Origin of the sequence: Bacillus spizizenii TU-B-10, assembly GCF_000227465.1 — a bacterium.
Lineage (GTDB): Bacteria > Bacillota > Bacilli > Bacillales > Bacillaceae > Bacillus > Bacillus spizizenii.
On the sequence record NC_016047.1, the window covers coordinates 2699436 to 2725856 of the forward strand.

The following is a 26421-nucleotide window of genomic DNA, read 5'->3' on the forward strand; positions in this document are numbered from 1 at the left end:
CTCCCCCTTATAATACGTCTGCTTTCTTACATCCAGTAAAAGAAATTACCTTTCAGAAAACCACGCCCCTCCCCTTCCATATATTTATCAATGTACCATAAACTAGATCTTTAAAAAGTGGAATTACTCCTATGTTTTCGACAAAAAAAACGTGACATTTCGCATTTTCAGAATGTGCAAATATGACCTGTCCATTTTTAATAAGACAAGGCTTTTATACACTTTTTGTGATCATTTCATTAACCGGCGCAACAGAAGCTGTTTAGATAAACAACTGTGTATAAGCGTTTTGTGTGCTTGATGAGAATAAAGCGACTTGTGATCATTCCGTATATGTCATTTTTAGCGGAGAAAAGTTCTTTCTGTATGCTACACCCTAATTTCGGGAAATGTAACGATGATTAAAGGAGGTTAAATCACTATGGATCATCAAACATTAGCTGCTCACGAGGCTGTAGACTTACATGAAATCGTTAACTTTAAAACACTTTGTATAGCGAAATCGAAGTTAATGCAAGGACTTGTATTTGACCAAGATCTTAAGGACTTGATGCAAAAAGATGTGCAGCAGTCCATTCAAGATCTTACTGATTTACAAACGGTTTATGAGCGCGCACCATTTCAGGCCCCTGTCCCTCAAAGCCGTCCAACGCCAATCATCAATTGAAAGGAAGGTAAGCCCCTTTGAATCATGATCACTTAGACCCTATTAATTCGCTACATGTGCCTGAACTTGCAGACACTACATTTGCGATGGATTTTCTTATACGAGTAAAAGAAGGCGTGAGAAATACTGCTGTAGCTTTGACTGAAACCGCTTCACCAGATGTAAGAGCCCTGCTGCGAAAACAGCTGATGCAAGGAATCGCGATGCACCAAGAGATTACGGAACTGATGATAAGCAAAAAATGGTTCCATCCGTATGAGCTGAGCGAACAGTATAAGCTGGATCAGCTCTCTGCAAAAAACACGATCATGGTCGGTAACATGAACCTTTTTCCTAAAGAAACAAATCGAAAAGGGATGTTTGACCGGACACCTGATGAACACTAACACTGGAGGTTTTACAGCATGAAGGCAGTAACGTATCAAGGCATCAAAAATGTTGTTGTCAAAGATGTGCCAGATCCAAAGATTGAAAAGTCCGATGACATGATTATAAAAGTCACCAGTACAGCCATTTGCGGATCAGATTTACATTTAATCCATGGATTGATTCCCAATCTGCATGAAGACTATGTCATCGGCCATGAACCAATGGGAATCGTTGAAGAAGTTGGACCAGGAGTTACAAAGGTGAAAAAAGGGGACCGTGTCATTATTCCTTTTACGATCGCCTGCGGTGAATGCTTTTTTTGTAAAAACCAACTGGAAAGCCAATGTGATCAATCTAACGACAATGGAGAGATGGGCGCCTATTTCGGCTACTCAGAGCATACCGGCGGTTATCCAGGCGGGCAGGCAGAGTATTTAAGAGTTCCATTTGCCAATTTTACTCATTTTAAAATTCCTGAAACCTGTGAGGAACCCGATGAGAAATTAAGCGTGATTGCCGATGCCATGACCACCGGCTTCTGGAGTGTTGACAATGCAGGGGTAAAAGACGGCGATACAGTTATCGTTCTTGGCTGCGGACCAGTCGGCCTGTTTGCTCAGAAGTTTTGTTGGCTAAAGGGGGCAAAACGTGTCATTGCAGTTGACTATGTAAACTATCGCTTACAACATGCAAAACGAACCAATAAAGTCGAAATCGTTAATTTTGAAGACCATGAGAATACAGGGAGTTTCTTGAAGGAAATCACCAAAGGCGGAGCGGATGTTGTCATTGACGCTGTTGGGATGGATGGGAAAATGAGCGACCTCGAGTTCCTCGCCAGCGGATTAAAGCTTCATGGCGGAACAATGAGTGCATTGGTCATTGCTTCCCAAGCCGTTCGCAAAGGAGGAACCATACAAATTACAGGAGTGTATGGCGGCAGATATAACGGTTTTCCGTTAGGTGATATCATGCAGCGAAACATCAATATACGCTCTGGACAAGCTCCGGTGATCCACTACATGCCATACATGTTTGAATTAGTGTCGACGGGTAAAATTGATCCGGGAGATGTCGTAAGCCATGTCCTGCCGCTTAGTGAAGCCAAGCATGGTTATGATATTTTTGATTCAAAAATGGATGATTGTATAAAAGTTGTGTTAAAACCTTAAAAAAACGGAGGTGACAGAAATGGAATACGCCTTACATGAAGTGCTTGAGGTCCAAGAAATGACTGCATTTAAGACACTTTGTTTAACAAAATCCAAAACAATGAAGGCGCTGGTATCTGATCCGAAGCTTAAAGAAATCATGCAGCAAGAAGTTGACACAACCACACGGCAGCTACAGGAATTTGCCTCTATTTTATCTAATGCAAAGCATGAATGAGGAGATGAATGATTAATGAATCCTATCATTGAATATCTGACCGGCATGAATGTTTTAACAGACCAAATCATTGCCATGGACTTATTAATTGCAGCAAAAAACGGAGTCAGAAATTATGCGATGGCCGCAACGGAAGCTGGAACGCCTGAAGTGAAAGAGATCCTTACCCGGCATTTAGAGGAAGCCCTCGATATGCACGAACAAATCTCAAGCTATATGATGGAAAAGGGCTGGTACCATCCTTGGAACACAGACGAACAAGTCAAGCTGAATTTACAAAATATCGAAACCGCGATTCAGTTGCCAACCCTTTAACATACCATTGATTTGCTGAGGAATAGTATTGATTGACCACAACTGTCCCTCAGCTTCTGTTTTTTAAAAGTTGAATCGCCATGAGCCCGATTCAATTCCAAAAACAGCTGAGATTGCAGGAAGCCAGACGCCTGTTATTCATGAAGTCAACAGATGCCGCAGATGCTGCATTCCGGATCGGCTATGAAAGCCCATCACAATTCAGCCGTGAATACTCCCGCATGTTTGGTTTTCTGCCTAAAGAAGATATCAAACGGCTGAGGGGAAAATCTGACTAAATGAACAACGGGGATCTATATTTTTTATAAACTATACTAACTGTTTTTTTGATAGCTAAAGTAAACGTTCACTTAACGTCAAATATAAAAGCTGGTTTCCTTCTCATCAATAAACAATAAAATAGGCTGAAGGGAATTATCATTTTTAAAAATCACCTTCAGCCTTAAACCATTTGTTTTTATGACTGTTCCTCTTCATTTGGATAAAGGACAAACTCATATTGATCCCCCTTTATCTGGTCCTTATAGAATTCAATCTTACGGTTTAATACTTGCAGATTTTGCTGTAAAGCTTGAATTTCTATTTCTACCATGTGCTTACGCTTTTCAAGTAAATGCATTCTCTCATGAATCGTTTCCTCACCCATTGCTCGCCCATGCTGTATATTGTTTTAGCTCTGTCATCGTCATTCCTGAATCTTTCAAATGGAGCAAAAACCGCACCCAGCCGATATCATGATCCGTAAATTCCGTATATTATTCTTATTTCGATGAGGATTCAGGAGCCCTTCCTTTTCATAATACCTTAGGGTACTTGTTGTCACACTGATGATGTTTGCAAATTCTCCAATCGAATAAGGAATGTAACCACCTCTTTCGGTATCCATTTCTTGTCGGAGAAACAAGTTTAAATCAAATCCTTATTTTTAACCTGCCCCCTCGGACACAAAGAATGCTATCTTGCGTCACTTATCCGTGAAGACTTTCCGTTTTTGGCCTACTTTTGAGTTTAGCCTCATTTTCACGCAATTTCCCATCATAATCGTCAATTTTTGTATCTAATCTTTTAATTGTTTCATCAATTTCTTTCCGCTTCTCTATGAGCCGCTGTCTTTCATCAGCCAAGATATTTTTGCGAGCTTCTACCGTACGATCTCCTTCAGTAAATAACGTTGTATATTCAATTAACGCTTCTATCGATAGTCCTGCATTTCGCATGCATTTAATGAATTCAATCCATTTGATATCTTCTTCATCATAATCGCGAATGCCGCTTTCTTTTCGTTTTACCGGCGGGATCAATCCTACACGTTCGTAATATCTGAGTGTTGCAGCTGTTAGGCCAAACTGCTTTGCCACCTGCGCAATATTCATACTCTTCACCTCTCTGTCCTCGTCCTGCATGTTTTGAAGGTAACACTTAAAGTTAACTTTAAGTCAAGCGGAAACAAGTTTTAGCTGCTGAATCTTTTTTTCAAACATACAGGGCTTGCCTTAAAGCACACTTTAAGCTCTATACTTCTCCATGCAATAAAAACAGTTTAGATGGAGGGATTGCTAAATGGCAAAAAAACAAACTGCTGGACGAGATATACTAGGAGAATTCGCGCCAAAGTTTGCTGAACTTAACGATGATGTTCTGTTCGGTGACATTTGGGCAAGAGAGGAAGAACTGTCTCCGCGGGATCGCAGCATGATTACAGTTTCTGCGTTAATTGCTGAAGGAAACTTCGAACAATTAAGTCCGCATCTTCAAAAAGCGAAGGAAAACGGATTAACAAAAGAGGAAATTGCAGAAATCATCACTCACCTCTCGTTTTATGCCGGATGGCCCAAAGCCTGGTCAGCATTTCATATCGCAAAAGACATCTTTAAAAATGAAAAGAAAACAGGTCAATACATGACATCTGATCAATTAAGCAATAGCACAATCTTTCCTATAGGTGAAAAAGTTGAAGCGAACTTTACCGGGGATGCATATTTACAAATGATATTTACCGATGAGACGCCTCTCAATGCTTCAATCGGGAATGTCACCTTTGCTCCGGGGGCCCGCAATTACTGGCATTCTCATAAAATTGGGCAAGTTTTGTTAGTGACAGGCGGTGAAGGCTGGTATCAAGAAGAAGGAAAACCAGCTCAATTACTCAAAACCGGAGATGTCATAAATATTCCGCCCCATGTAACACATTGGCACGGTGCGGCGAAAGACAGTTGGTTTGTGCACTTAGCCATTACGCCGGGGGCAACGGATTGGTTAGAGCCTGTTCATGATGACCTGTACCATACCTTATAAAAAATGTACGCCTCGGATCAAATGATTCGGTGCGATTTTACTATAAGGGTTCAACCAAGCCGATCATATGAGATTCATTTTAAGATGAGATTTTTTCAAAAAACCCTTGCCTTAAAGCGGACTTTAAGGTTTATCGTTATGTTGAAGACACGACAAAACTTAAATAAGTGCATGTTTTTATTTACAGCACTTATGATGAAGAAAGGATAGGTTCATATGTGTAATCAACATCATACCCGTGTATTAAGCGTATCACATGCAAAAACCAAATTTGAGCAAACGACGATTGAACGAAGAGAATTACGGCCGCATGATGTCTTAATTGATATTCAATTCAGCGGTATTTGCCATTCAGACATCCATAGTGCATTTGATGAATGGGGCGGGGGCATCTTCCCCATGGTACCCGGACATGAAATAGCCGGTGTCGTAACAGCCGTTGGAGCAGAAGTTACCAAGTTTGCTGTCGGGGACCGAGTTGGTGTCGGCTGTTTTGTTGACTCCTGCGGAGAATGCGAATACTGTCTCAGCGGTGAGGAACAGTTCTGCACAAAGGGTGTTGTGCAGACTTACAACTCATTAGACTACGATGGAAATCCGACGTATGGCGGGTACAGCCAAAAAATCGTTGTCACTGAGAGATTTGTTGTCCGAATTCCAGACAGTTTGGAAATGGATGTTGCCAGTCCGCTGTTGTGTGCAGGTATCACAACGTATTCCCCACTGAAACACTGGAATGTTGGGCCTGGTAAAAAGGTTGCCATTGTAGGAGTTGGAGGTCTTGGACATTTGGCAATTCAATTTGCACATGCGATGGGTGCAGAGGTAACCGTCCTGAGCCGCTCCATGAATAAAAAAGAGGAAGCTCTGGAACTTGGGGCAGATCATTACTTTGCAACTAGCGACCCAGCTACATTCACTGCATTGGCCGGGCGGTTTGACGTGATCTTAAATACAGTATCCGCGAATCTTGATGTAGACGCCTATTTATCAATGCTTCGTATAGACGGAACACTTGTAAATGTCGGAGCACCTGCTGAGCAGGACACATACAGTGTGTTTTCTTTAATCATGGGACGCCGCAGCCTTGCAGGTTCTCTTGTCGGCGGAATTGCAGAAACTCAAGAGATGCTTGATTTCGCTGCTGAGCATGGCATCGCACCTAAAATCGAAGTCATCCGCGCTGACCAAGTGGACGAAGCATACGAACGTATCCTCCGAAGTGATGTCCGGTATCGATTTGTGATTGATATTTCCACATTGTAAGTCTAAAAAATGGGTTAGTCCTTAAATGGGCTGACCCGCTTTTATTTACTGGAAATTCACGAAAAACGATCTCCTTAAGCAAATGGTTTGAATGCCGGTCAATCTTCCTGTTATTCTATGGGCATAAAGAGGTTATAGGAGGTTTTTGATATGAGCAAAAAAATTGCAGTTCTCGTTACAGACCAATTCGAAGATATCGAATATACAAGTCCGGTAAAAGCATACGAAGAAGCTGGCTACAGTGTCGTAGCTATCGATTTGGAAGCCGGCAAAGAAGTTACCGGTAAGCATGGCGAGAAAGTGAAGATCGAAAAAGCAATCTCAGATGTGGATGCTAATGAATTTGATGCACTTTTAATTCCTGGGGGATTCTCTCCAGATTTGCTTCGTGCAGATGATCGTCCGGGAGAATTTGCGAAAGCGTTTGTCGAAAATGAAAAGCCTGTTTTCGCTATTTGCCACGGCCCGCAAGTATTGATTGATACGGATCTTCTGAAAGGCAAAGATATCACAGGCTACCGCAGCATCCGCAAAGATTTAATCAATGCCGGCGCAAACTACAAAGATGCAGAAGTAGTCGTCAGCCACAACATTGTTACAAGCAGAACACCTGATGATTTGGAAGCATTTAACCGCGAATCATTAAATTTGTTGAAATAAACGAGAAGGCACAGACTGTTTAGGTCTGTGCCTTTTTTCAAGTTAAGACTATTTGTTTACATTCTGAAAGACAGCAGTCGCATCCCACACATTTAAGCCAAAATGACCTTCTGAGAATGCGGAATCATTTGCATCGATCACAAGACGGTCATCTAAATAGATTTTAAAGTGATCGCCTTGAGCTTCCGTTTTCAGATGATACTTTTTATTTACGTCTATTGGCGTTTTGTATTCGGCAATAACAGAAGCGACACCGTTCTCAAATTTAAAGAATTTCACTAGGTCATGCTTCGCATCCACGTTGGCAAGATAACCATTTTTGGCATCTTTGTCAGAGCGGAACATAAGCGCTCCTGCTCCTCTTCCGTTTCCATCCTTAATGGTGATATCAGATTCATAGGTGAAGTCAGATCCGGAGGCTGAAGACATGATAAAGGAATCGCCGTCCGATCTCCCTAGTTTCCCCTCAATTGTGTCGGCCCACGTGCCATTTACAGTCGTCCAATCAGTCAAATTTGAGATAAAAGGTGACGTTCCCCACACCTTTTTTAAAGGATATATCGTTAAAGATTTTAGCTTTACACTGCCATTTGCAGCAAATAATTCAAGACCCTTGCTAGATCTATCCGGGAGAATGATATCGGTTATAACCTGCTGTCCGTCATTCCCAAATACTTCAACTGAAGAGCGGTCGACAAAAATGCGCATCTTTACCTTTCCATTTACCGGTTTCAGCGGAGCTGTTTGTTTTCCGGTGTTAAAGGTCGGATTAAAGGTGACGTTCCCCGACTCGCTCCGGTCAACGAACAGTTTGGCGTTCTTTTGATCATAGCCGACTTTTGTAAATTGATTTCTGCCTGCTCGAACTTTAAAACCAAATTCAGTTGCTGAACCTGGGGTCACTTGAAATTCTGCATGTAATTCATACGTATCTCCAGATAGGCCTGCTAACACATTTTGGCTTGCGGGCGATATGGTCTGATTCTTCCACCTCTTAGAGGTCCCGCGAATGGTTTGCAGCTCTTTTATTGGTGTTTGGACGACCCTCACTCCTCCAGTAAGCGTTTTCAATTTCACCTCTCTTGGAATGGAGGTTGCACTTCTCCATGGGGATGTAGGAACATCATTCGCATATTGCCAATTGCTCATCCAGCCTAACCAAAGCCGCCGGCCGTCTGAGGATGGAATATCAGACCAGGATACAGCCGCATAAAAGTCTTTGCCGTAATCCGTCCAGAGAACTTTGTCTGAAGGATTTTCATTGTTAAAATGAGTTCCATCAAAGTCCCCTATGAAATATTGCATGCCTGATCCTCCCGAAACCGCTCCGTTTCCGACACTGACCTGCATCACCCATTTTTTTTGATTCGGATTGCCGTCTACCGGAAGCTCAAACAAATCCGGGCACTCCCATACTCCCCCATGACTTCCTTGCCCCTGTCCAAATTCACTTGCATACGTCCACTGCTTCAAATTTTTGGACGTATAAATGAGGATTCGGTCTCCGGCCGCAAGCACCATCACCCACTTGTTTTCTTTTTCATACCAAAAGACTTTTGGATCGCGAAAATCTTTTTTTCCCGGGTTTGGAATGACAGGGTTGCCAGCGTATTTCGTCCACGTTCTTCCTTTGTCATTGCTATAGGCGATACTCTGCACTTGATGGCCTTCTCGATCCTGTGTATAAATAGCCACTAGCGGCTTCTCTTTGCCTGTCTGAAAACCGCTTGTGTTATTCCTGTCTACAACTGCGCTGCCTGAAAAGATCGTGCCTTTGTCATCCGGAGCCAGCGCAACAGGAAGGTGCTTCCACGTAACCAAATCTTCGCTCACGGCATGCCCCCAATGCATGGGGCCCCACTGAAGCCCGTATGGATGGTATTGATAGAACAAGTGATATTCTCCAGCATAATATACCATCCCGTTTGGATCATTCATCCAGTTTGCTTCCGGCGTGAAATGATATTGAGGACGATAATCCTCGTCATAGTAGCTTGAATCGGCTGCCTCAGCCGGAAATGCCATAGTCAACAGCAGGATGAACATGATCATGACTTGAATAAGTCTCTTTTTCATTTGTTCCTTCGCTCCTCTCTTCATGTTTGAACATTTACAAGAGAGACTGCTGCACAAGTTGATCCGTTTCTGGCAATTCTCCTCTGTTTCTCTGTTATCCGAATGATTGACTATATGATGGAGTGCTGCAGTTTCCCTCTTCTTTCTTACATCACACAGCTTATGCTAAGAATCCAGCCCAATATCCAAGAATCCCGATAATAAAGATCCCGCAAATAATAAGAAGAGGATTCACCCCTTTGCGCAGCATCCATGCCACCAATAACGTTAACCCCAGAGGCAGCGCACCCGGCATAATGCTGTCTAACACATTTTGTACGGTTTGAACATCCACTTTTCCACTTTCATCCTTAATCCTGGACACAACGATTGGAATGTTGATCGTGGTCCATTTGGAAACGAGAGCCCCCATTACAAATAACCCGAGAATCGAAGCACCCTCTGTAAGCTTTTGAATGCGATTCCCCGCTAAATCCTGCAGAATCTCCATTCCTTTCACATAGCCATACTTTAACCCGTAATATTTTGTGCTTAATCTTATGGCGTTCAGCAAGAAAAAGAATAGCAAAGGGCCGGCAATGTTTCCTCCTAAAGCAAGGGATGCCCCTAACGCAGCTAAGACCGGACGAATCGTTCCCCAGAAAATCGGATCGCCTACACCCGCTATCGGGCCCATCAAACCGATTTTCATTCCGCTTATTGCTTTTCCATCAATTCCTTTATTGTTCGCCATTTCTTCTTCCATGGCTGCCGTCACGCCAAATATAGGCGCAGTCAGCCACGGATGTGTATTAAACCATTCCAAATGCCGCTGCAAGGCTTCGTTTCTTTTCGCTCCGGGTCCGTACAGTTTTTTGATCGCCGGAATCATGACATAGCAATATCCCATGGCCTGCACACGTTCGAAGTTAAAGGAGCCGAGCAAAAAATTCGAACGAATAAACATGCTGAAAATTTCTTTTTTCGTTAATCTTTTTTCTTTCTCCATTTTTTCATCCCCCCTTATGGTTTAGGCATCAAGGTCATCATCATCGTCATCATAAACAGCCACATGGCCACTGTCTGATGCGGCGGCGACTGCTCCGTGCGCGTTATGTTTTTGCATCACCTGCTGGTATAAAAGCGCCAGACAGAGACCAAGTGCTCCAAACCCTACTAAGTTAAAATCGGTAAACGCTGCCAATAAGAAACCTATATAGAAAAATGGCTTTAAATAAGGAATATTCATCATATTGATTACCATGGCATATCCGACAACAACGATAATGCCTCCGCCTATTTGCAGCCCTTTTGTAATGACATCCGGGATATTGCCCAAGAACGCCTGAACAGCGCTGACACTGATCAATGCGACAATTAATGTCGGTATCATTACGCGCAGCGCTTGAAACACCATCGCGGTAATATGCATAATTTCAATTCCTTTTATATTCCCTTTTTTTGCGTATTGATCAGCGCGGTGAATGAAAAAGACAGTGATCGTCCGCACAAAAATAGTCAGCGCCTGCCCCGCAGCTGCCAAAGCAACAGCGACGGCGATGCCTTCGCCAATTCCCTGATCAGCGGTAATAACTAAAATGGTTGAGATGACAGAGGCAATCGCTGTATCAGGCGCCATGGCAAGGCCGACGTTCATCCAGCCCAGCGCCATCAGCTCTAGTGTGCCTCCGAGAATAATTCCTGTTTTTAAGTCCCCGAGGACCAAGCCAACTAGCGTGCAGGCCACAAGCGGCCGGTGTGTCTGCCCTTCATCCAATACACTTGCGATGCCGGTGATTGCTGCAATAATTAACAACAAAATAATTTGTAATGAAGACATATTCTCATCCCCTTGATTATTTTGTTACGTTCCGTAAAATCTGTACAAAATCCTCGCTGGCATCTGAAGGCAGCTGCCTCAATTCCAGTGTCACGCCCAAGTCACTTAATGCTTCAAACGCCTTTATATCTTGCTCTGTGACGCTGACTGATTTTGTGATTTGCCTGCGATGATTTTCAAAACGCATTCCCCCGACGTTTACGGTTTTGATCGGCACACCTGCTTCAATAAGAGATACAATATCGGACGGATTTTCAAACAAGAGCATTGCCGTTACTCCTTCATAGCGCGGACTATGAAACGCTTTTGCCATTTTTGAAACCGAAACGGCACTAGCCTTTACATTTGAAGGTGCAACAGAAAGGATCAACGTTTTTCTCATTTCGTCCTGTGCAACATCATCGGAGACAACGATAATTCGGTCTGCTGCATGGACTTTAATCCATCTTGTCAAGATTTGGCCGTGAATAAAGCGGTCATCAATTCTGGCTAACACAATGTTCATTACAATTCATCCTCTCTTGTTTCCTGATTGGCAGTTTTTACTTTTTCTAAATGTTCACTGCACACTTGAAAGCTTTGCTGGCTCATTGCTTTTAAGTTGTTCAGCAAATCTTTAAGTGTCAGATGTTCTCTCAGGCTTAATACCTCCAGCAGAATCGGCAGGTTTACACCGGCTGCCATATCCATTCTTTGATCCTCAGCAATGAAAGAAGCTGCCGCGTTATATGGCGTTCCTCCAAAAATATCGACTAAAAAAAGCACTTCATTTTCTTCCGGAATGTCCTTGAGCGCCTGACGATATTTTTCTTGCAGCGTTTGAATGCCTTCCCCTTTAAAAAACGGCACTGCAAGCAGGTTATTTTCTTCACCGAATATCATCCCTGAAGACTCTTTTAATGCTATGGGAAAATCTCCATGACCACTGATAATAACTGAAATCATATACATTGCTCCTTTCCTGTTTTGTACATCCATATATAATGCAAGGATCGTGCCAACAAAGTTGTGTTAAGCGTTTTCATTAAGTTTTCAGCCAATGATAGTCTGTTGTTGAAACACTTGGAATCAAAAAAATAAACCTGTATTAAAATGGCGTTCCATTTAATACAGGTTCACATTAAAAAACTGCTTTTAAAACAGCTGGCCATGCACTTCTTCAGCGAAGATGGCGGCTATAAATAATTTTTCATCATCACTTATGCGAAGTCCAAGCTTTTGTTCATATGGCGCTAATGTCCGCTCTGTCACATTCACCATTTCTTTCATCTGATCATTTATTTCTTCTTCCTCTGAGAAAGCAATCGGATTCTGCTTAATCACCCTTTCAAAGGCGAACGCCGTATGCATGATGACTTTGATCAAAACTGCATTATTGAATATGGCTCCCAGCTCATCCTGAACAGTTTGCAGCCACTCTAATAACATTTCGATAATATGGTGGGGGTTCAAGAAGACAAGGTACTTTTTTAAGCTATCCTCACAAAGCTCCCTGACAATGATATTTGCTTCGTTCAATCCATTGCTCAAGGGGATGCTGCCTTTGGTAATCGCCTGTTGAATCAGCTTCTCTCCCTCCCCTTCAATTAACACTTCTAAAGATACATGCGGAGCATTGATTTTAGGGTCTTTCGTTCCGACTGTCGCAAGGATCTCATACTCTTTTTCGATTTCTTTTATCCGGTTTGCCAATTTAATAGATGAAACGGTCAATATGTGAATCGGGGTATCGGAGGCTTTGTTTACGATCGTGGTCAGGATGTCTTCCAGCTTTTTGGCCGTTCCGCTGCCTGTCGTGCAGATGGAGACCAGTGCTTTCTTTTTGCCAGATGCTGCTGGCTGCCGCTCCCATAATTCAATAAAATCCTTCGTGACCGATTGATAGATCGCATGCAAATTCAAATCCAAATAATTCACCTTTCTGACAGCATCCAGCACCATTGAGGTCGTAACATTGCTGATTGTTTTGATAGCAATGCCTGTTTTTTCCTCCAGCTTGCTCTCCAGCATTGCAAGTGACCCCATGTCTACCAGCATTAAAACACCTTCGCCTTCGTCAACCTGTTTCATTTTTTCCGCTACGCATTCGATAATGTCCGAAGGTGAAACAGAAAGCGGCATATCAACTGCTGCAATTGGAGTGCTTCCTAACAGTTCTGTCGCAACTTCAACCATTGAACTCGCCGTGCTATTTCCATGTGCAGCCACGATAATACCGACCCTTTTGTTCTCTTTTAACGATTTAATGGAGTGAATCAGCATCGTTAAGTAGATGACCTCTATTTCCGGAATAGCCACTTTAAAATATTCCTGAATTTTATCTTTAAAAATCATCGCCACCCGATATTCTTTCACATGAGTATCACGGATTTCATCAGTCTCCTGTGTGTTTAAAACATCAATTTGCTTACCGCGCTTTAAAAATGCGTCAATATGCATACTCAAGAAATAAATAAATTTACGGTCAAATGTGCAATCCAGCTCATGTTCAGCTATTTCTTTTAACTGTTTGGTCATTTGAATCACGTCATCTTCAACGAATGTCAGCAGGCTGTCCTTTTGAAACGCCCGATGCTGAAAAAAACTTCTGACATGCAAATGGATATCAGTCAAGATGTATTGATTAATATCCTTTTTAGATAACCCTTCTTTCATGAGGGTTTTCACTTTTTCCTCGATCAAATGATACAGATTAAATGAGAGATCTTCGTCAATTTTTGTTGTTTCATCTTCTACAATCGGAGAGATGATCGTTGTGATATTTACATATTCAGAAATCGCTTTGCTTCTTTGCATGTTTTTGCTGCTGGACATCCAGTCTTGCTTGATTTCATCCGGCAGATCCCGAACAGTCAGTTCAATAACCTCATTTCTGTCAAGGTTGTGCAAAAACCCGTGTGCACAAACTAACTGGACATTTGATTTCAGCTGTCCCACATTCCCGAATTTTGCAGAATGAATAAGCGCATTATAGACATCTATGTGCACACTCAGATTTTTCTTAATTCGCTCTGCTTCTTTCCCTAATAAAAACGTCGTCAAATCCACTCTTTCTTTAAGCGATCGTTCTTCAAGCGAAGGAATATGAATAGTCATTGGGATTCTTCGCAAAAATGTTTTTAAAAGTGCAGAACTCGGATTTTCTGTAGTGGCGCAAATAAACAATACGTTTGATGTTCGTTTATGTTCAGATTCTCCAAGCCGGTTATAAGAACCGCTGTCAATAAAATAAAACAGCATTTCTTGTCCCTCAGGAGGGAGACGATGGATTTCATCCATAAAAAGAATCCCTCCATTGGCCTGTTCGACTAAACCAGCTTTATCCTCGCCGGCACCTGTAAATGAGCCTTTTTTGTGTCCGAATAATTGAGAAAGCAATAATTGAGGATTGTTGTAGTAATCTGCACAGTTAAATGTAATAAATGGAGCACCGGTCTTCAAAATGTCAGAGTAAATGGCAAACTGGTAAATCCGGTTTGCAAAAAGGGATTTACCGGAACCTGTTGGCCCTAAGAGGAGCATATGCAGACCGTTCGGCGGATAAAAGACAGCTGCCTTTGCCTGGGAGATTGCTTTCTTCAAGCTGCCTTTTGCCCCAATCATAAGCTCTAGAGGATTCGTGGAAATGTTTTGATGATTCTGTTTTGGATTCCCGGAAAACAGCTCCAGGCCTTTCACTTCCATCATCTCTGTATCCCATTTCTTGTTATATAACCTTTCCACTATTTCGACTGGGATATATCGCACAGGAAACGTTTTAATTTTTATGACCTTTTTAGATCGGACGAGATTGTTCAATTCAAAACTGACATTGGACCGCTCCATTTTCAGCTGCTCAGCAATTTCCTTTGCTGAATTCCCCTGTACTTTTAAAAGTTGATCTAAGCTGGAGTCATGAAAATTATGCATGAGCTGATGGTATATTTTATCTATTCTTTTCACGTCTATCATCCTTTGCCCTTATTAGATAAGCCCTTAACAAGAATATTCCGAATCTTTATGACAGACAGCCTTGAGATTATCTATTGATACACTTTCAGAAAGGTCTTTATAGCAGATTGACATACTGACCTTTTATGCCTATGTGTTTATCACTTCAAATTATTTATGTTTGATATTAGTATTTTAGATTCGCAGTTCTTCAAGACTGTGCTCCTTCCAAAGTAATAATCAGTAAACAGTTTATCATTCTTCAGGAACGTAATGATGGAAAAATCCCGAATGACAGAAAATAAATCTAATAGATCAGGACATTTTCCCCAAAATACATTCCCACTAGACATGACATCAATTGAAAACAAAAAAATGCCGGACACTCTATGTGTCCGCCACAGTGATTCACGATAAAAAATCAGGATGCAGCAACTGCCCGATCTTTCTCATTTCATTATGCAAAACTTCTTTATCCTTACAATACATCTGGAAGGTCAGTGAATCTGTAAACATAAAAACTTTATCTCCATCGGCAAAGAATAAATAATGATGATTTCTTGCAGCCATCTTGCCCAGGATTGAAAAATCACCGATATGAGCGATTTGATATCCCCTGCTGTTTTCAAGCAAAGTGGGCGTATGATCATACAAATCGTTACCTATTAAAAAAGCCTTATATTCTTCATAAACCTCAGCAAACTCATCATCCATCATATCGTCCAGATGACATCCTCCCTCCCAGTCATTACTTAGAAATGGCGTAACAACTGTTTGGCCGAATGTTGATAGATAAGGAGATATCCATTGAAAAAATAGATCCTCCATATGGACCCACTGTTTTTTCGAAACTTTTATGTTTGTATAAGGATTCTCGACTGAGTCAAAACCGAATGATTGATAAAAATCTTTTGTGATAAGCATATTCTTCGGGAGACATTTGGCACCTTTACGCACAAGCAAATGAAAATTATATTTTTAAAATTTAAAAATCAAACATTGTATTCTCTTAGATGGTATAATATCCGATAAAACTTTATTCATCTTTTATTATTGGAGGAAAACAAAATTGATAGGCAATTCTACCAAAGACAATTTTGGACAACAGCAAAAATTGTCTAGAGGCCTTAAAAACAGGCATATACAATTAATGGCGATTGGGGGTGCAATCGGGACAGGTTTATTCTTAGGCTCAGGAAAATCCATTCACTTTGCGGGACCATCCATTTTATTTGCTTACTTGATCACTGGAGTCTTTTGCTTTTTCATTATGCGTTCGCTAGGAGAACTGCTCTTATCAAATACGGGATATCACTCTTTCGTTGATTTTGTAAGGGACTATTTAGGCAACATGGCAGCGTTTATCACTGGCTGGACCTACTGGTTCTGCTGGATTTCTCTCGCGATGGCTGATTTAACCGCGGTCGGCATTTATACGCAATATTGGCTTCCCGATGTGCCTCAATGGCTGCCGGGTCTTCTTGCGCTTATCATCCTGCTGATCATGAATCTTGCCACCGTTAAACTTTTCGGAGAATTAGAATTCTGGTTTGCATTGATCAAAGTCATTGCCATATTGGCTCTTATCGTAACTGGTATTTTCTTGATTGCGAAAGGTTTTTCCACAGCTTCCGGCTCAGCCAGCCTCACGAATCTTTGGAAGCACGGCGGCATGTTTCCAAATGGATGGCATGGATTTATCCTTTCATTCCAAATGGTTGTCTTCGCTTTTGTGGGAATTGAACTTGTTGGACTGACAGCAGGTGAAACAGAAAATCCCCAAAAAGTGATCCCTAAAGCCATCAATCAAATCCCTGCCCGGATTTTACTTTTTTATGTCGGCGCACTTTTTGTCATTATGTGTATCTACCCTTGGAATGTTTTGAACCCAAATGAAAGCCCATTTGTTCAAGTCTTTTCTGTTGTAGGCATCGTTGCCGCTGCCAGTATGATCAATTTTGTTGTATTAACATCAGCGGCATCAGCGGCTAACAGCGCTTTATTCAGCACAAGCCGCATGGTCTATTCTCTAGCCAAGGATCATCACGCACCTGGATTATTGAAGAAATTGACTTCTTCTAAAGTTCCAAGTAATGCGCTGTTCTTTTCAACCATCGCCATTCTAATTGGCGTCAGCCTGAATTATATAATGCCCGAGCAAGTCTTTACACTGATTACAAGTGTTTCTACAATATGTTTCATTTTTATTTGGGGCATCACGGTGATTTGCCATTTGAAATATCGAAAAACAAGGCAGGATGAAGCGAAAACAAACAAATTTAAAATGCCTTTTTACCCATTATCCAACTACTTAACACTCGCATTTCTCGCGTTCGTTCTTGTCGTATTGGCACTGGCGAATGATACACGTGTTGCTTTGTTTGTCACTCCGGTCTGGTTTGTTTTATTGATTATTTTATATAAGGTGCAAACCCGCAGAGGATATAAGATGAAATAATAAAAAAGACAAGGGATACTCACTCCCTTGTCTTTTTTGTATGGGTCAGACATTAAGCTAAGCTTGAATATGAAATGTCAGCTTTTATTCGGCCTCTAAAATCGTTTACTTCATTTAGGCGTATCACCTCGAATATTAACTCAAACCAGTTTTGATGCCGAAACCTACTAATATCATTCCGGTTATTTTTTGAAACACTTTCTGGAACTTCGAGTTTTTCATCCATTTTTTTGCGAAATCAATAATATAAACGAGAAAGAGGAACCATAACACCGCTAATAAGGTTAGGATTGAAGCTAAAATGATGAGCTGCTGGTTTATATTCCCCTTCAGATTGATAAATTGGGGCATGATTGTAACATAAACCAAAACAGTTTTAGGATTGAGAATGTTACTAAGTGATCCTTGCATAAAGGAAGTTTTATAATAACGTTTCGGAGAATTTCCCGTAGTTGTTGCTTGGGATTGCATGTCATCTATAGAAAACATGCTTTTGGCAAAAAAACTTTTGATACCTAAATAAATTAAGTACGCTGCTCCCAAATATTTGATCGTTGTGAAAAGAAACACCGACTTTGCAATAACCACTGATAAACCTAAAATGGCGATAACGGTCCAAAAGGAAAGTCCTGTTGCTAATCCAAGAATGTTATAACGGCCAGCCTTTGCGCCGTATCTAAGGGTATTTTTCATCACAAGCATTGTATCTGCACCCGGTAAAATAACCATCATGGCAGCTATCGGTATGTATGTGAGTAAGCTGTGCATTTCTTCTCCCCCTTTAAAAAATCCTCACAACATATAGTGACTACAAAAGTAACTACTCATAAAATTGTATCAATGGGTTTGGAATAAATCAATATGGTTTGTTAAAATAGCGATTACAAAGGCAGCGATTGCTCTTTATATTGGAGGATATATGAAAGAAAATATGTTAGACATTTTAAAAAACCTCAATTTTACCGAATATGAATCAAAAGCATATCTTGCTTTATTGCAAGAATCACCTTTAACAGGCTATGCCGTCGCCAAAAAATCCGGAGTGCCCCGTTCTAAAATTTATGAAGTCCTGGAAAGCCTTGTCATTAGAGGAGATGTTTTTGTAAGTCATGGAAATACGCCTCAATATGTCCCTGTACCCGCTAAAGAACTGATTAAAAACCGCCGGCTCAAAGCGGAAGAGCATTTTGATCAGGCTGAGAAATACTTTGAAAAATTCGAGCAGACTGCAAATGACCGGGAAAATATCTGGAATATCACCGGACGCAATGAAATTCTTGAAAAGGTGAAGGCTTGTATCTTATCCGCCAAAAAAAGAATCCTCTTAGAAATATGGAAAGAGGATTTTGATGAGATAGAATCAGAGCTAAAACAGGCGGCAAATCAAGGTGTCATTGTCACCATTATTGCGTACGGAGACATCGTATCTGATTTTGCTACTGTTTACCTTCATGATATGAGCAGTGAAATTACAGAAGAGTATGACGGACGGTGGCTTGTCTATAGCGGGGATGATTCAGAAGTGGTAGCAGGTATCGTCTCTCTTGGCAACGACAGCCGTGCTGCATGGACAATGCATGTAGGTTTAGTCATGCCTATAACTGAAGTGATTATTCATGATCTGTACCTCATGGAAATTCTGAAAAAGCATAGAGGGCTTTTAGAAGAAAGCTTTGGAGAAAATCTCATTCGGTTACGCCGCAAATTTTCTATCCACTCAGATTTCAAAAAACATTATTTGGAATAGAGCAATAGTACAAAAACATGGCTTGTTGATACAAGTCATGTTTTTTTATGCATTCCTTTCTACAAAGTGTTTAGGCTCCTCCCCCTCTGATCATTTCTTTTAAAAAAATGCGATTCTGCGCAAACTATTTTTCAGCCTTCCGCGTCTATCCTAGGTAACAGCCTATGATATACGTATATTCAAAAAGGAGCCCTTTATTGCAATGAAGAAAAAACAAACAACAAAAGCGTTGCTTGTCGCATGCATAACTGATCATAAGCAAGATTTCTACAGGTTGGCTTTCAGTTATGTGAAAAATCAAGATGACGCATTAGATATTATTCAGGAATCTATAAAAAAAGCGCTGAGCTCAGTAGAAACGGTTAGAAACCCTGAGACGATAAAAAGCTGGTTTTATAAAATTTTAGTACGGACAGCTATTGATTTTTTGCGCAAACAAAAAAAGGTAAAAGTGATGGATGACGAAACGATAGAGTTTTTAAGCAAAGGAAAGGAAGACCATTACAAGGATACCGATCTCCATGAAGCGCTTGACGAATTGCCGTACCGCTATAAAACCATTATTATTTTGCGTTTTTTTGAAGACCTCAAATTAGAAGAAATTGCGGAAATTACAGGAGAAAACACGAATACCGTCAAAACGCGCCTCTACAGAGCATTGAAGCTGATGCGCATTCAGTTGACGAAGGAGGATCTTTCTTAATGGATAAGAGATTGCAGCAGTTAAGAGAAGAATATAAAAATGTTCAGATTCCTAAAGAACTTGATATCATTGTTGAAAAAGCCCTTCAGCAAGAACCAAAAAAGAAAAGAATCGTCATGTGGCCGACATCGGCAGCTGTCGCGGCGGCTATTTTATTCACTGCACTTGTCAACATCAACCCTGACGCAGCTCAAGCGATGTCGAGAATCCCTGTCATCGGCAAGATTGTCAAAGCCATCACTTTTATTGAGATCAAAGAAGAGAAAGATCAATCGAGCATCGATGTCAAAACACCTGCTCTGTCCGGACTTTCTAATAAAGAGCTTGAAAACAGCATTAACCAAAAATACTTGAAAGAAAGCAAGCAGCTGTACAAGGAATTTATACAGTCCACATCTAAAAACAAAAAAGGGCATCTCAGCATCTATAGTGATTACGAGACAGTGACAGACACGCCAGATTTACTCTCTATCCGGCGAGATATTGAAAAAACACAAGCATCATCTTACACCCAAAGCCGTTATATCACAATTGACAAAAAGAATGATATCTTACTGACATTAAAAAGCTTATTCAAAGATGAACGCTATATCAACGTCATCAGCCAAAACATCAAAGAACAAATGAAACAGCAAATGAAGGAAGATCCAAATAAAATCTATTGGCTCACTGAAGAAGATGCAGAACCATTCAAAAAAATTCTTCCTGATCAAACGTTTTATATTAATGAAGACCATAAACTTGTGATCTCATTTGATGAATATGAAGTCGCTCCCGGCTATATGGGCGTTACCGAGTTTGAAATTCCAACCAGCGTCATATCAAGCTTGCTCGTGGGAGATCGTTACGTTCGATAATATAAAAAAACATCCAACTCATATGATGGATGTTTTCTCTCTTCTCTAAGTGAGATCGTAACCTAGCTATCAAAAACAACGAGAATATCTGCACACTATTGGAGGAATACCCATGTATCACAAGACACAACATCATCGATACATCCCTGGACTCGATGGCCTTCGGGCTTTTGCCGTCCTGTCAGTTATCGCTTATCACCTAAACTTCAATTGGGCTAACGGCGGCTTCATTGGAGTTGGTATCTTTTTTGTTTTATCCGGCTATTTAATTACATCTATTCTATTGCCGGCACATGGAAATGATATCAGTCTTGATTTTCGGGATTTTTGGGTGCGCCGAATTCGGCGGCTTCTGCCAGCGGCTTACCTTATGATCTTTTCTGCTGTTATTTGGGTTGTATTGTTTGATAGGGAACTATTGCATACTGTACGCGGAGATGCCATTTCTTCTCTCTTATATATAAGTAATTGGTATTTTATTTTTCACAAACTATCATACTTTGATAGTTTTGGTTCCCCATCACCTTTAAAAAATCTTTGGTCGCTGGCGATTGAAGAACAATTTTATATGATATGGCCGATGTTCTTGGTTGTTGGGATGTACATATTTAAAAGCCGCGCCAGATTGGCGGCGGTGGTATCATTGCTTGCGCTTTGTTCAGCCGTGATGATGAGCATATTGTATGAACCCGGCGCAGATCCGAGCCGCGTGTATTACGGTACAGATACTCGGTCGTTTGAGCTTCTCATCGGATGTGCCTTGGCTTTGGTTTGGCCTATGAAAAGGCTGTCTTCCAACAGGCTGCCAAGTAAACTGAAGCACACATTGCACGCCACTGAACTTTCGGCATTTTGTATTTTAGTGTTGTGTGTCTATTTCACAGATGAATACGAGCCTTTTCTTTACAGAGGCGGAATGCTTTTGATTAGCATGGTCGCCGCAATCCTTATTGCATGTGTTTGTCATCCGAGCAGCTTTTTAGGCAATCTGCTTTCATGGAGGCCGCTTCGTTGGCTTGGAACGAGGTCTTACGGTATTTATCTTTGGCACTACCCTGTGATTGTGTTAAGTACGCCAGTTCAAGAAATCGGAAACCCTGTTTTTTGGCATATCGTGCTAAAGGTTATTGTGACATTTATACTCGCCGAGCTTTCCTATCATTTTATTGAGAAGCCGATACGAACACAGGGATTTAGATTCTTTTTCCGCCGCGTTTTTATACATAGAATCAGGGAATGGAAAACGACAACTGTCCTCAGTAAAATGTCAATTGGTTTCGTCATTCTCGCTGTACTTATTTTTGCGGGAGGGCTGTCTGGACTAGCCGGAGAGCAAAAGCACCCCACCAAATGGACGTATAGCTCACAAGAAACAAACGCTGATACCAGCCAGGCTTCTGAGGACAGAAAGAATGCTGCAGTCGATAAAGACAAGGAAAACGATGCCGAACAAAAGACAACAGACTCCCATCAAGATCAAAAGGAAAACAAAAATAATGGACAAGAGACTAGCAAAAATAAAGACACGCAATCTCAGCAGGAGAAAGAACCCGCAGACTCTGACAAAGAAGTGTTAGCTATAGGAGATTCCGTCATGCTTGATATTGCCTCACACCTTCGGCAGTCACTTTCACATGTTACGATTGATGGAAAGGTGGGGAGACAAATGTCTCAAGCTTTGGAGCTCACAAGGGAATACAAGTCTTTTAATCAGCCGAACAAAGCTGTCATCATTGAGCTGGGAACCAATGGTTACTTTACAGACAGCCAAATTGAACAATTGCTTCAAGCTTTCTCAAAAGCTCATATCTACCTTGTCAATACACGGGTCCCCCGTCAATGGGAAAGCAAGGTAAATGAATCTTTGAAGTACCAGGCAAGCGCACATAAAAATGTTACGTTAGTTGACTGGCATACAGAAGCTCTTCAGCATCCAGAATACTTTACACCTGATGGCGTACACTTGGTTCCTCAAGGGGCTAAAGCTTTGACTGGTCTTATTGTTGAGGCGATGGAATCGTCTTTGTAAAAAAGAAGTCCTATTTAAAAACATTGTTGATCATTCTCTGACCCCTCCATTTCCCAAGGCAATTCTTATGTTTACATGTCGTTTACGTGAGGGTAAGCCTAAATAGAATGGAGGGATGATAGTGGCAGCTAATGAAGAACATGACATCAAAAAAGAACTGCAACGATACGAACTTTTTTTCAAAAAACGATACAAGATTCTTTATACCGTAAACGATTTTATCATTGGTGCTTTGTTTCTCGTCGGGAGCCTTTTCTTTTTTTATGACCAATTAATGTCGGCAGGGATATGGCTATTTGCGATTGGGAGCTTGCTGCTGTTAATCAGGCCCACGATTCGGCTGATTCATGACTTTCATTACCGAAAACATGTGGAACGCCAATTTAAACATCGCTCTTCAACAGATGGCTCATCTTGAGGAATAGGCGAGAACAAAACACCAAAAAAGATGTGCAAATCACAAAAACAAGACTTTTAGACTATTTAATTTAAAAATAAGGCAAAAAACCTAAACTTTTGTCCCTGTGTGACGATATTAACAATAAGGCCGGCGCGATACTCCCTATAACATCCTTTTCAGTAGATTTCATTATCGTGCCGGTTTTCTCACATGCAAAGCAATCCCGCCAATCTAATTGATGGCGGGATTTGATTTTTTATTACATTCCTGTCCAAACATCTTTCACATAACGTTTTTGATCTTGCAGCTTTTCCAGCCAATCGGCTGATTCTTCCTGACTTGCTCCTTTTTCAGCTTCATATGCCTGACGCAAAGTATTCTCTACATCAGGAGCCATTTGCGATCCATCACCACATACGTAAATGTGAGCACCTTTTTCAATGAGTGACATCAATTTCTGCGTATCTTGTTTGAGCAAGTGCTGGACATATTCTTTTGATTCGTTTTCAACGCGTGAGTAGCATCGGCGGATTGTCACCAAACCATCCTGTTCCGCTTGATCCAGCTCTTCTCTGTAAAGATCATCATGATCGGGGCGTCGGCAGCCGAAGTATAAAAGAGCTTCACCAAGCGCGCTTCCTTCCTTCTTCAAAACAGATCTTGCCTGAATAAAGCCCCTGAATGGCGCAATTCCTGTACCCGGTCCGACCATAATCATAGGGGTTTCAGGGTCATCTGGCATCTGGAATCCGGATTGCGGCGTTCGGATGAAACAGGCTGCTGCATCACCTGTATTCAGCTCTGCTAAATAATTAGAGGCGACGCCCCGGTATTCGCCTCGCCCGCTCCAGGCTGAGTCTTTAACAACGCCTACTGTCATGCTCACGATATTGGCATGGACTTTCGGTGAGCTTGAAATGGAATAATATCTCGGTTTTAGTGATGGCAAAAGTGCTAAAAACCGCTCAAACGGCATTTCGCAGGCAGGATAATCCTCTAAAAAATCAAGCATGGTAAGACGTTTTGCCAATACCTGCTCTTTATAAATGCCATCATCTGAAACGAGCTGTTCCAGCTCTTTTTTATGCGGCGGACAGACTGTATAAGAAGCCAGCTCCCGCAGCTGAAGCCTTGAAGCCGGGTCCTGCAACTCCACATAGGACGCCAATAAATCCATCACTTTGATCGGCCGATCCATCAGAAGATGAGCCATATGAGGGCCGCCGCTCATTTTCATCACATGATTGGACTGCAAATCGAATCGGCTGAGGACCCGCTGAACAAGCTTCTGGCTGTTTTTTGGCAATATGCCGATATGATCGCCTTCCTTATATGTTTTGGCGTCAGGAATCTGCAATTCAATATGGCGGGTGGAACGCGGGCTATCAGCCGTCTGGAGCTCCCGGTTCTCTAAAACGTTCCCTTCAAACGCGCCATATGCTTTGGCAAGCGGCGTTTCCGTCGCTTCACTGAGAAAAGTAATTGATAATGAAGGCCTGTCTTCTTTCTGAGCTATTTCGTTTATATGAAATGCTTCCATCGTTTCCTTCCAGAAGCGGTTTTCCCACGACTCGCGATGGCTTTCAAAATCATCGGCGGCATCGCCTTCCCCAATCGCTGTTAAACGTGATGCCCCCTTTGCTTTCATCATGTCATCTATCAGGCGGGGAATCCGCTGATACGTGCTGGCCCAGCTCCGGTTTCCGCAGCCGAATACCGCATAAGAGACACCTTTCAATTGTCCTTCCTCAAGCCCTTCCAGCCACTCTACAAAGCCTGCAGCATTATCAGGCGGCGCCCCATTATAAGAAGCCGTAACGATGACGACTGCGCCTTGTTCTGGAAGCTTGCCGATATAATCATCAAGCGGAGCCGTTTCGGCTGTAAAACCCATCTGGCGGCCGTAAGCAGCCAGTTCACCGGCTATTCCTTCTGCTGTCCCAAGATTCGAGCCGTAAAGAACGAGTAATGGTGTGCCGTGTTTAGGCTTTGTTTCTTTTGGCTTCGTTTCTGTTTTGATGTCAGCCTGTTCTTTTCTCTGTACATTGATTGCCGCTGTTTTCCGCGGTTTCACAGTAATCTTAAATTCATCCGGTTTGATCGTTAATGCCTCTTTGATTTTTAGTTCGTATCCAGTATGGTTCATCACATCAAAATGCTTTAATACAAGACCGAGAACCATTGTCGCTTCTTGGAGAGCAAACTGCATGCCAATACAAGCACGCTGCCCGTTTCCAAACGGCTTATACGCATGGTGAGGAATACGCGAAGGGTCTTCAAACCGTTCCGGACGAAAAGCTTCTGCATCCTCTCCCCAAGCGTTTTGATCCCGGTGCAGTTTCGGAATCAAAACGGTGACAGGCTGCCCTTTGCTGATCGGATATTCCCCGCCTAAAACAGTATCTTCCTTGGCATAGAGAGAAAAGGCCGGAGCTGTTGGGTACAACCTGAGTGTTTCATTTAAAATCATCCGAATGTATTTCAGCTGCTGGATTTGTCTATATTCCGGCGTGTCATCCGTTAACACGCGATCCGCTTCCTCTTGCGCTTTTTTCAGTTTTTCCGGATGTGTAAGCAGACAGTAAATCGCAAAGGAAAGCAAACCGCTTGTTGTTTCATGCCCTGCAATTAAAAACGTTATGATTTGGTATCGAATGTTTTCATCATCGAGCGTTTCACCTGTTACAGGATCTTTGGCATAAAGCATGAGTGATAAAAGATCCTTAATGTTTTCATCCGGATTCGCTTTTCGCTCAGCTATCAATCTATCGACCAGGGAGTTCATGACTTCTATATCCTTTTGGAACTGCAGCTTCGTTTTCACCATCATCTTATCTTGCAGGCCCAGTCTTTTCGATTGGTTCATCGCCTCTTTTAAGGCACGGAGCATACTGGTGATAAACGGATGCTGAGAATCACGGTAAAAGCTGTTGAAGCGATAGTTAAACCCGCATAACCCAATCGTATCAAGCGTCAGACGGGTCATGTCGTCCGCTACATCAATTTCTTCATTAGGATTAAGCCGGCTCCATTTTTGAATCAGCTGGGTTGCGATATCCAGCATCATAGAATGATAGCCTTTCATCGCTTTTTGACTGAAACTCGGCAGTAAAATGCGGTGGGCTTTTTGCCAATTCGGTTCGTGCGTCCAGCTTGTAAATAAGCCGTCTCCGCCGAATTCGCGCACCTTTAGCAAGCCTTTGCCAAGGTTTTTGTCAAAGCGGCTTTCATCACACACTTCAGCCACAAGATTGTGGCCGGATACAAAAACACTGGACACCCCTGGAAAATCGAAACGGAAAATCGGCCCCAATTCATCGGCTATCCGCCATAAGGATTGAGAAAGCTGCTCTTTTTCCAGATGCGGAAGATTTTTTAAAGGTCCGTATGTTTTGGGCTGAGGTATTGCACTTGCCTGTTTCATTAATACATCTTCCTTTC

24 protein-coding genes and 4 pseudogenes are annotated in these 26421 nt (G+C 41.9%); 16 read left to right on the top strand and 12 right to left on the bottom strand.

The features are described 5' to 3' along the window. Nucleotides 1-421 precede the first annotated feature (421 nt). The 6 genes and pseudogenes from GYO_RS35500 to GYO_RS35525 all read left to right on the top strand — a co-directional run. Nucleotides 422-667, top strand: coding sequence for a hypothetical protein (locus GYO_RS35500; RefSeq protein ID WP_003226017.1), 246 nt, complete (start codon nucleotides 422-424; stop codon nucleotides 665-667). Between the two features lie 17 nt (nucleotides 668-684). After that, entirely contained in the window at nucleotides 685-1053 is a 369-nt protein-coding gene (locus GYO_RS35505) for a spore coat protein (protein ID WP_003226016.1), read from the top strand. A gap of 18 nt (nucleotides 1054-1071) precedes the next feature. Further along, nucleotides 1072-2208 carry a zinc-dependent alcohol dehydrogenase gene (locus tag GYO_RS35510; protein ID WP_014114563.1) on the top strand — a complete coding sequence of 379 codons (1137 nt, stop codon included), beginning with the start codon at nucleotides 1072-1074 and terminating at the stop codon, nucleotides 2206-2208. A 19-nt stretch (nucleotides 2209-2227) separates the two neighbouring features. Continuing rightward, the gene (locus GYO_RS35515) at nucleotides 2228-2425 is read left to right on the top strand and encodes a hypothetical protein (protein WP_041521017.1); all 198 of its coding nucleotides are present in this window, start codon (nucleotides 2228-2230) and stop codon (nucleotides 2423-2425) included. A gap of 15 nt (nucleotides 2426-2440) precedes the next feature. Continuing rightward, a complete protein-coding gene (locus GYO_RS35520) occupies nucleotides 2441-2740 on the top strand; it encodes a spore coat protein (protein WP_003226009.1) in 300 nt (99 codons plus the stop codon). 77 nt (nucleotides 2741-2817) lie between these two features. Then, nucleotides 2818-3018: pseudogene (locus GYO_RS35525) on the top strand (helix-turn-helix domain-containing protein); the annotation flags it as partial. A gap of 179 nt (nucleotides 3019-3197) precedes the next feature. Here the strand turns inward: GYO_RS35525 and GYO_RS44285 are convergent. Both GYO_RS44285 and adhR read right to left on the bottom strand, forming a co-directional pair. Beyond that, a pseudogene (locus GYO_RS44285) lies at nucleotides 3198-3626 on the bottom strand (MerR family transcriptional regulator). Between the two features lie 82 nt (nucleotides 3627-3708). Continuing rightward, nucleotides 3709-4113 carry an aldehyde stress transcriptional regulator AdhR gene (gene adhR, locus GYO_RS35535; RefSeq protein ID WP_014114566.1) on the bottom strand — a complete coding sequence of 135 codons (405 nt, stop codon included), beginning with the start codon at nucleotides 4111-4113 and terminating at the stop codon, nucleotides 3709-3711. 187 nt (nucleotides 4114-4300) lie between these two features. Here adhR and GYO_RS44145 point away from each other — a divergent pair. From GYO_RS44145 to yraA, 4 genes and pseudogenes are all read left to right on the top strand, one after another. Beyond that, nucleotides 4301-4546, top strand: a pseudogene (locus GYO_RS44145) (carboxymuconolactone decarboxylase family protein); the annotation flags it as partial. Between the two features lie 93 nt (nucleotides 4547-4639). Continuing rightward, complete coding sequence (locus tag GYO_RS44150; RefSeq protein ID WP_238528880.1) at nucleotides 4640-5035, top strand: cupin domain-containing protein; 396 nt, start codon at nucleotides 4640-4642, stop codon at nucleotides 5033-5035. Between the two features lie 216 nt (nucleotides 5036-5251). Further along, entirely contained in the window at nucleotides 5252-6301 is a 1050-nt protein-coding gene (locus GYO_RS35545; RefSeq protein WP_014114568.1) for an NAD(P)-dependent alcohol dehydrogenase, read from the top strand. Nucleotides 6302-6451: 150 nt separating this feature from the next. After that, a complete protein-coding gene (gene yraA, locus GYO_RS35550; protein WP_014114569.1) occupies nucleotides 6452-6961 on the top strand; it encodes a cysteine protease YraA in 510 nt (169 codons plus the stop codon). Between the two features lie 48 nt (nucleotides 6962-7009). Here the strand turns inward: yraA and sacC are convergent, their stop codons facing one another. The 8 genes and pseudogenes from sacC to GYO_RS35585 all read right to left on the bottom strand — a co-directional run bounded on the left by sacC (nucleotide 7010) and on the right by GYO_RS35585 (nucleotide 15614). Beyond that, a complete protein-coding gene (sacC, locus tag GYO_RS35555; RefSeq protein WP_014114570.1) occupies nucleotides 7010-9037 on the bottom strand; it encodes a levanase SacC in 2028 nt (675 codons plus the stop codon). Next, nucleotides 8970-9113, bottom strand: a pseudogene (locus tag GYO_RS43795) (hypothetical protein). Before GYO_RS43795 ends, sacC begins: the two are co-directional and overlap by 68 nt. 84 nt (nucleotides 9114-9197) lie before the next feature. Then, nucleotides 9198-10025 (bottom strand): PTS fructose transporter subunit IID, encoded by an 828-nt coding sequence (levG, locus tag GYO_RS35560; protein ID WP_014114571.1) that lies wholly within the window; start codon nucleotides 10023-10025, stop codon nucleotides 9198-9200. Nucleotides 10026-10046: 21 nt separating this feature from the next. Continuing rightward, nucleotides 10047-10856 carry a PTS fructose transporter subunit IIC gene (levF, locus tag GYO_RS35565; RefSeq protein WP_014114572.1) on the bottom strand — a complete coding sequence of 270 codons (810 nt, stop codon included), beginning with the start codon at nucleotides 10854-10856 and terminating at the stop codon, nucleotides 10047-10049. A 16-nt stretch (nucleotides 10857-10872) separates the two neighbouring features. Next, nucleotides 10873-11361: a PTS fructose transporter subunit IIB gene (levE, locus tag GYO_RS35570; protein WP_014114573.1), complete on the bottom strand. Its 489-nt coding sequence runs from the start codon at nucleotides 11359-11361 to the stop codon at nucleotides 10873-10875. After that, nucleotides 11361-11801 carry a PTS fructose transporter subunit IIA gene (gene levD, locus GYO_RS35575; protein WP_014114574.1) on the bottom strand — a complete coding sequence of 147 codons (441 nt, stop codon included), beginning with the start codon at nucleotides 11799-11801 and terminating at the stop codon, nucleotides 11361-11363. Before levD ends, levE begins: the two co-directional genes overlap by 1 nt. Nucleotides 11802-11990: 189 nt before the next feature. Next, the gene (gene levR / locus GYO_RS35580; RefSeq protein ID WP_014114575.1) at nucleotides 11991-14798 is read right to left on the bottom strand and encodes a transcriptional regulator LevR; all 2808 of its coding nucleotides are present in this window, start codon (nucleotides 14796-14798) and stop codon (nucleotides 11991-11993) included. Nucleotides 14799-15194: 396 nt separating this feature from the next. Next, nucleotides 15195-15614, bottom strand: coding sequence for a hypothetical protein (locus GYO_RS35585; RefSeq protein WP_238528862.1), 420 nt, complete (start codon nucleotides 15612-15614; stop codon nucleotides 15195-15197). A gap of 241 nt (nucleotides 15615-15855) precedes the next feature. Here GYO_RS35585 and GYO_RS35590 point away from each other — a divergent pair, with 241 nt between their 5' ends. Next, nucleotides 15856-17244: an amino acid permease gene (locus tag GYO_RS35590; RefSeq protein WP_014114578.1), complete on the top strand. Its 1389-nt coding sequence runs from the start codon at nucleotides 15856-15858 to the stop codon at nucleotides 17242-17244. A gap of 135 nt (nucleotides 17245-17379) precedes the next feature. On the opposite strand, the gene GYO_RS35595 is transcribed toward GYO_RS35590, so the two are convergent. Further along, a complete protein-coding gene (locus tag GYO_RS35595; RefSeq protein WP_014114579.1) occupies nucleotides 17380-18012 on the bottom strand; it encodes a LysE family transporter in 633 nt (210 codons plus the stop codon). A gap of 151 nt (nucleotides 18013-18163) precedes the next feature. Here GYO_RS35595 and GYO_RS35600 point away from each other — a divergent pair, with 151 nt between their 5' ends. The 5 genes from GYO_RS35600 (at nucleotide 18164) to GYO_RS35620 (ending at nucleotide 22998) form a co-directional block, all read left to right on the top strand. After that, complete coding sequence (locus tag GYO_RS35600) at nucleotides 18164-18991, top strand: TrmB family transcriptional regulator (RefSeq protein WP_014114580.1); 828 nt, start codon at nucleotides 18164-18166, stop codon at nucleotides 18989-18991. 202 nt (nucleotides 18992-19193) lie between these two features. Continuing rightward, nucleotides 19194-19694 carry an RNA polymerase sigma factor SigV gene (sigV, locus tag GYO_RS35605; RefSeq protein WP_014114581.1) on the top strand — a complete coding sequence of 167 codons (501 nt, stop codon included), beginning with the start codon at nucleotides 19194-19196 and terminating at the stop codon, nucleotides 19692-19694. Continuing rightward, nucleotides 19694-20551, top strand: coding sequence for an anti-sigma-V factor RsiV (rsiV, locus tag GYO_RS35610; RefSeq protein ID WP_014114582.1), 858 nt, complete (start codon nucleotides 19694-19696; stop codon nucleotides 20549-20551). Before sigV ends, rsiV begins: the two co-directional genes overlap by 1 nt. Nucleotides 20552-20663: 112 nt before the next feature. Then, nucleotides 20664-22580 (top strand): acyltransferase family protein, encoded by a 1917-nt coding sequence (oatA, locus tag GYO_RS35615; protein WP_014114583.1) that lies wholly within the window; start codon nucleotides 20664-20666, stop codon nucleotides 22578-22580. Nucleotides 22581-22701: 121 nt separating this feature from the next. Then, nucleotides 22702-22998 carry a YrhK family protein gene (locus GYO_RS35620; protein ID WP_014114584.1) on the top strand — a complete coding sequence of 99 codons (297 nt, stop codon included), beginning with the start codon at nucleotides 22702-22704 and terminating at the stop codon, nucleotides 22996-22998. 241 nt (nucleotides 22999-23239) lie between these two features. On the opposite strand, the gene cypB is transcribed toward GYO_RS35620, so the two are convergent. Continuing rightward, entirely contained in the window at nucleotides 23240-26404 is a 3165-nt protein-coding gene (gene cypB, locus GYO_RS35625) for a bifunctional cytochrome P450/NADPH--P450 reductase CypB (RefSeq protein ID WP_014114585.1), read from the bottom strand. Between the last annotated feature and the right edge of the window lie 17 nt (nucleotides 26405-26421).

What these genes read in the sequence shown, in the direction of transcription:
- sacC (WP_014114570.1), bottom strand. Translation starts at nt 9,037, where the DNA reads ATGAAAAAGAGACTTATTCAAGTCATGATCATGTTCATCCTGCTGTTG.
- GYO_RS35500 (WP_003226017.1), top strand. Translation starts at nt 422, where the DNA reads ATGGATCATCAAACATTAGCTGCTCACGAGGCTGTAGACTTACATGAA.
- GYO_RS35520 (WP_003226009.1), top strand. Translation starts at nt 2,441, where the DNA reads ATGAATCCTATCATTGAATATCTGACCGGCATGAATGTTTTAACAGAC.
- rsiV (WP_014114582.1), top strand. Translation starts at nt 19,694, where the DNA reads ATGGATAAGAGATTGCAGCAGTTAAGAGAAGAATATAAAAATGTTCAG.
- GYO_RS35600 (WP_014114580.1), top strand. Translation starts at nt 18,164, where the DNA reads ATGAAAGAAAATATGTTAGACATTTTAAAAAACCTCAATTTTACCGAA.
- GYO_RS35585 (WP_238528862.1), bottom strand. Translation starts at nt 15,614, where the DNA reads ATGGAGGATCTATTTTTTCAATGGATATCTCCTTATCTATCAACATTC.
- GYO_RS35545 (WP_014114568.1), top strand. Translation starts at nt 5,252, where the DNA reads ATGTGTAATCAACATCATACCCGTGTATTAAGCGTATCACATGCAAAA.
- levF (WP_014114572.1), bottom strand. Translation starts at nt 10,856, where the DNA reads ATGTCTTCATTACAAATTATTTTGTTGTTAATTATTGCAGCAATCACC.
- oatA (WP_014114583.1), top strand. Translation starts at nt 20,664, where the DNA reads ATGTATCACAAGACACAACATCATCGATACATCCCTGGACTCGATGGC.
- cypB (WP_014114585.1), bottom strand. Translation starts at nt 26,404, where the DNA reads ATGAAACAGGCAAGTGCAATACCTCAGCCCAAAACATACGGACCTTTA.
- levG (WP_014114571.1), bottom strand. Translation starts at nt 10,025, where the DNA reads ATGGAGAAAGAAAAAAGATTAACGAAAAAAGAAATTTTCAGCATGTTT.
- GYO_RS44150 (WP_238528880.1), top strand. Translation starts at nt 4,640, where the DNA reads ATGACATCTGATCAATTAAGCAATAGCACAATCTTTCCTATAGGTGAA.
- GYO_RS35510 (WP_014114563.1), top strand. Translation starts at nt 1,072, where the DNA reads ATGAAGGCAGTAACGTATCAAGGCATCAAAAATGTTGTTGTCAAAGAT.
- levD (WP_014114574.1), bottom strand. Translation starts at nt 11,801, where the DNA reads ATGATTTCAGTTATTATCAGTGGTCATGGAGATTTTCCCATAGCATTA.
- levE (WP_014114573.1), bottom strand. Translation starts at nt 11,361, where the DNA reads ATGAACATTGTGTTAGCCAGAATTGATGACCGCTTTATTCACGGCCAA.
- adhR (WP_014114566.1), bottom strand. Translation starts at nt 4,113, where the DNA reads ATGAATATTGCGCAGGTGGCAAAGCAGTTTGGCCTAACAGCTGCAACA.
- sigV (WP_014114581.1), top strand. Translation starts at nt 19,194, where the DNA reads ATGAAGAAAAAACAAACAACAAAAGCGTTGCTTGTCGCATGCATAACT.
- GYO_RS35515 (WP_041521017.1), top strand. Translation starts at nt 2,228, where the DNA reads ATGGAATACGCCTTACATGAAGTGCTTGAGGTCCAAGAAATGACTGCA.
- yraA (WP_014114569.1), top strand. Translation starts at nt 6,452, where the DNA reads ATGAGCAAAAAAATTGCAGTTCTCGTTACAGACCAATTCGAAGATATC.
- GYO_RS35595 (WP_014114579.1), bottom strand. Translation starts at nt 18,012, where the DNA reads ATGCACAGCTTACTCACATACATACCGATAGCTGCCATGATGGTTATT.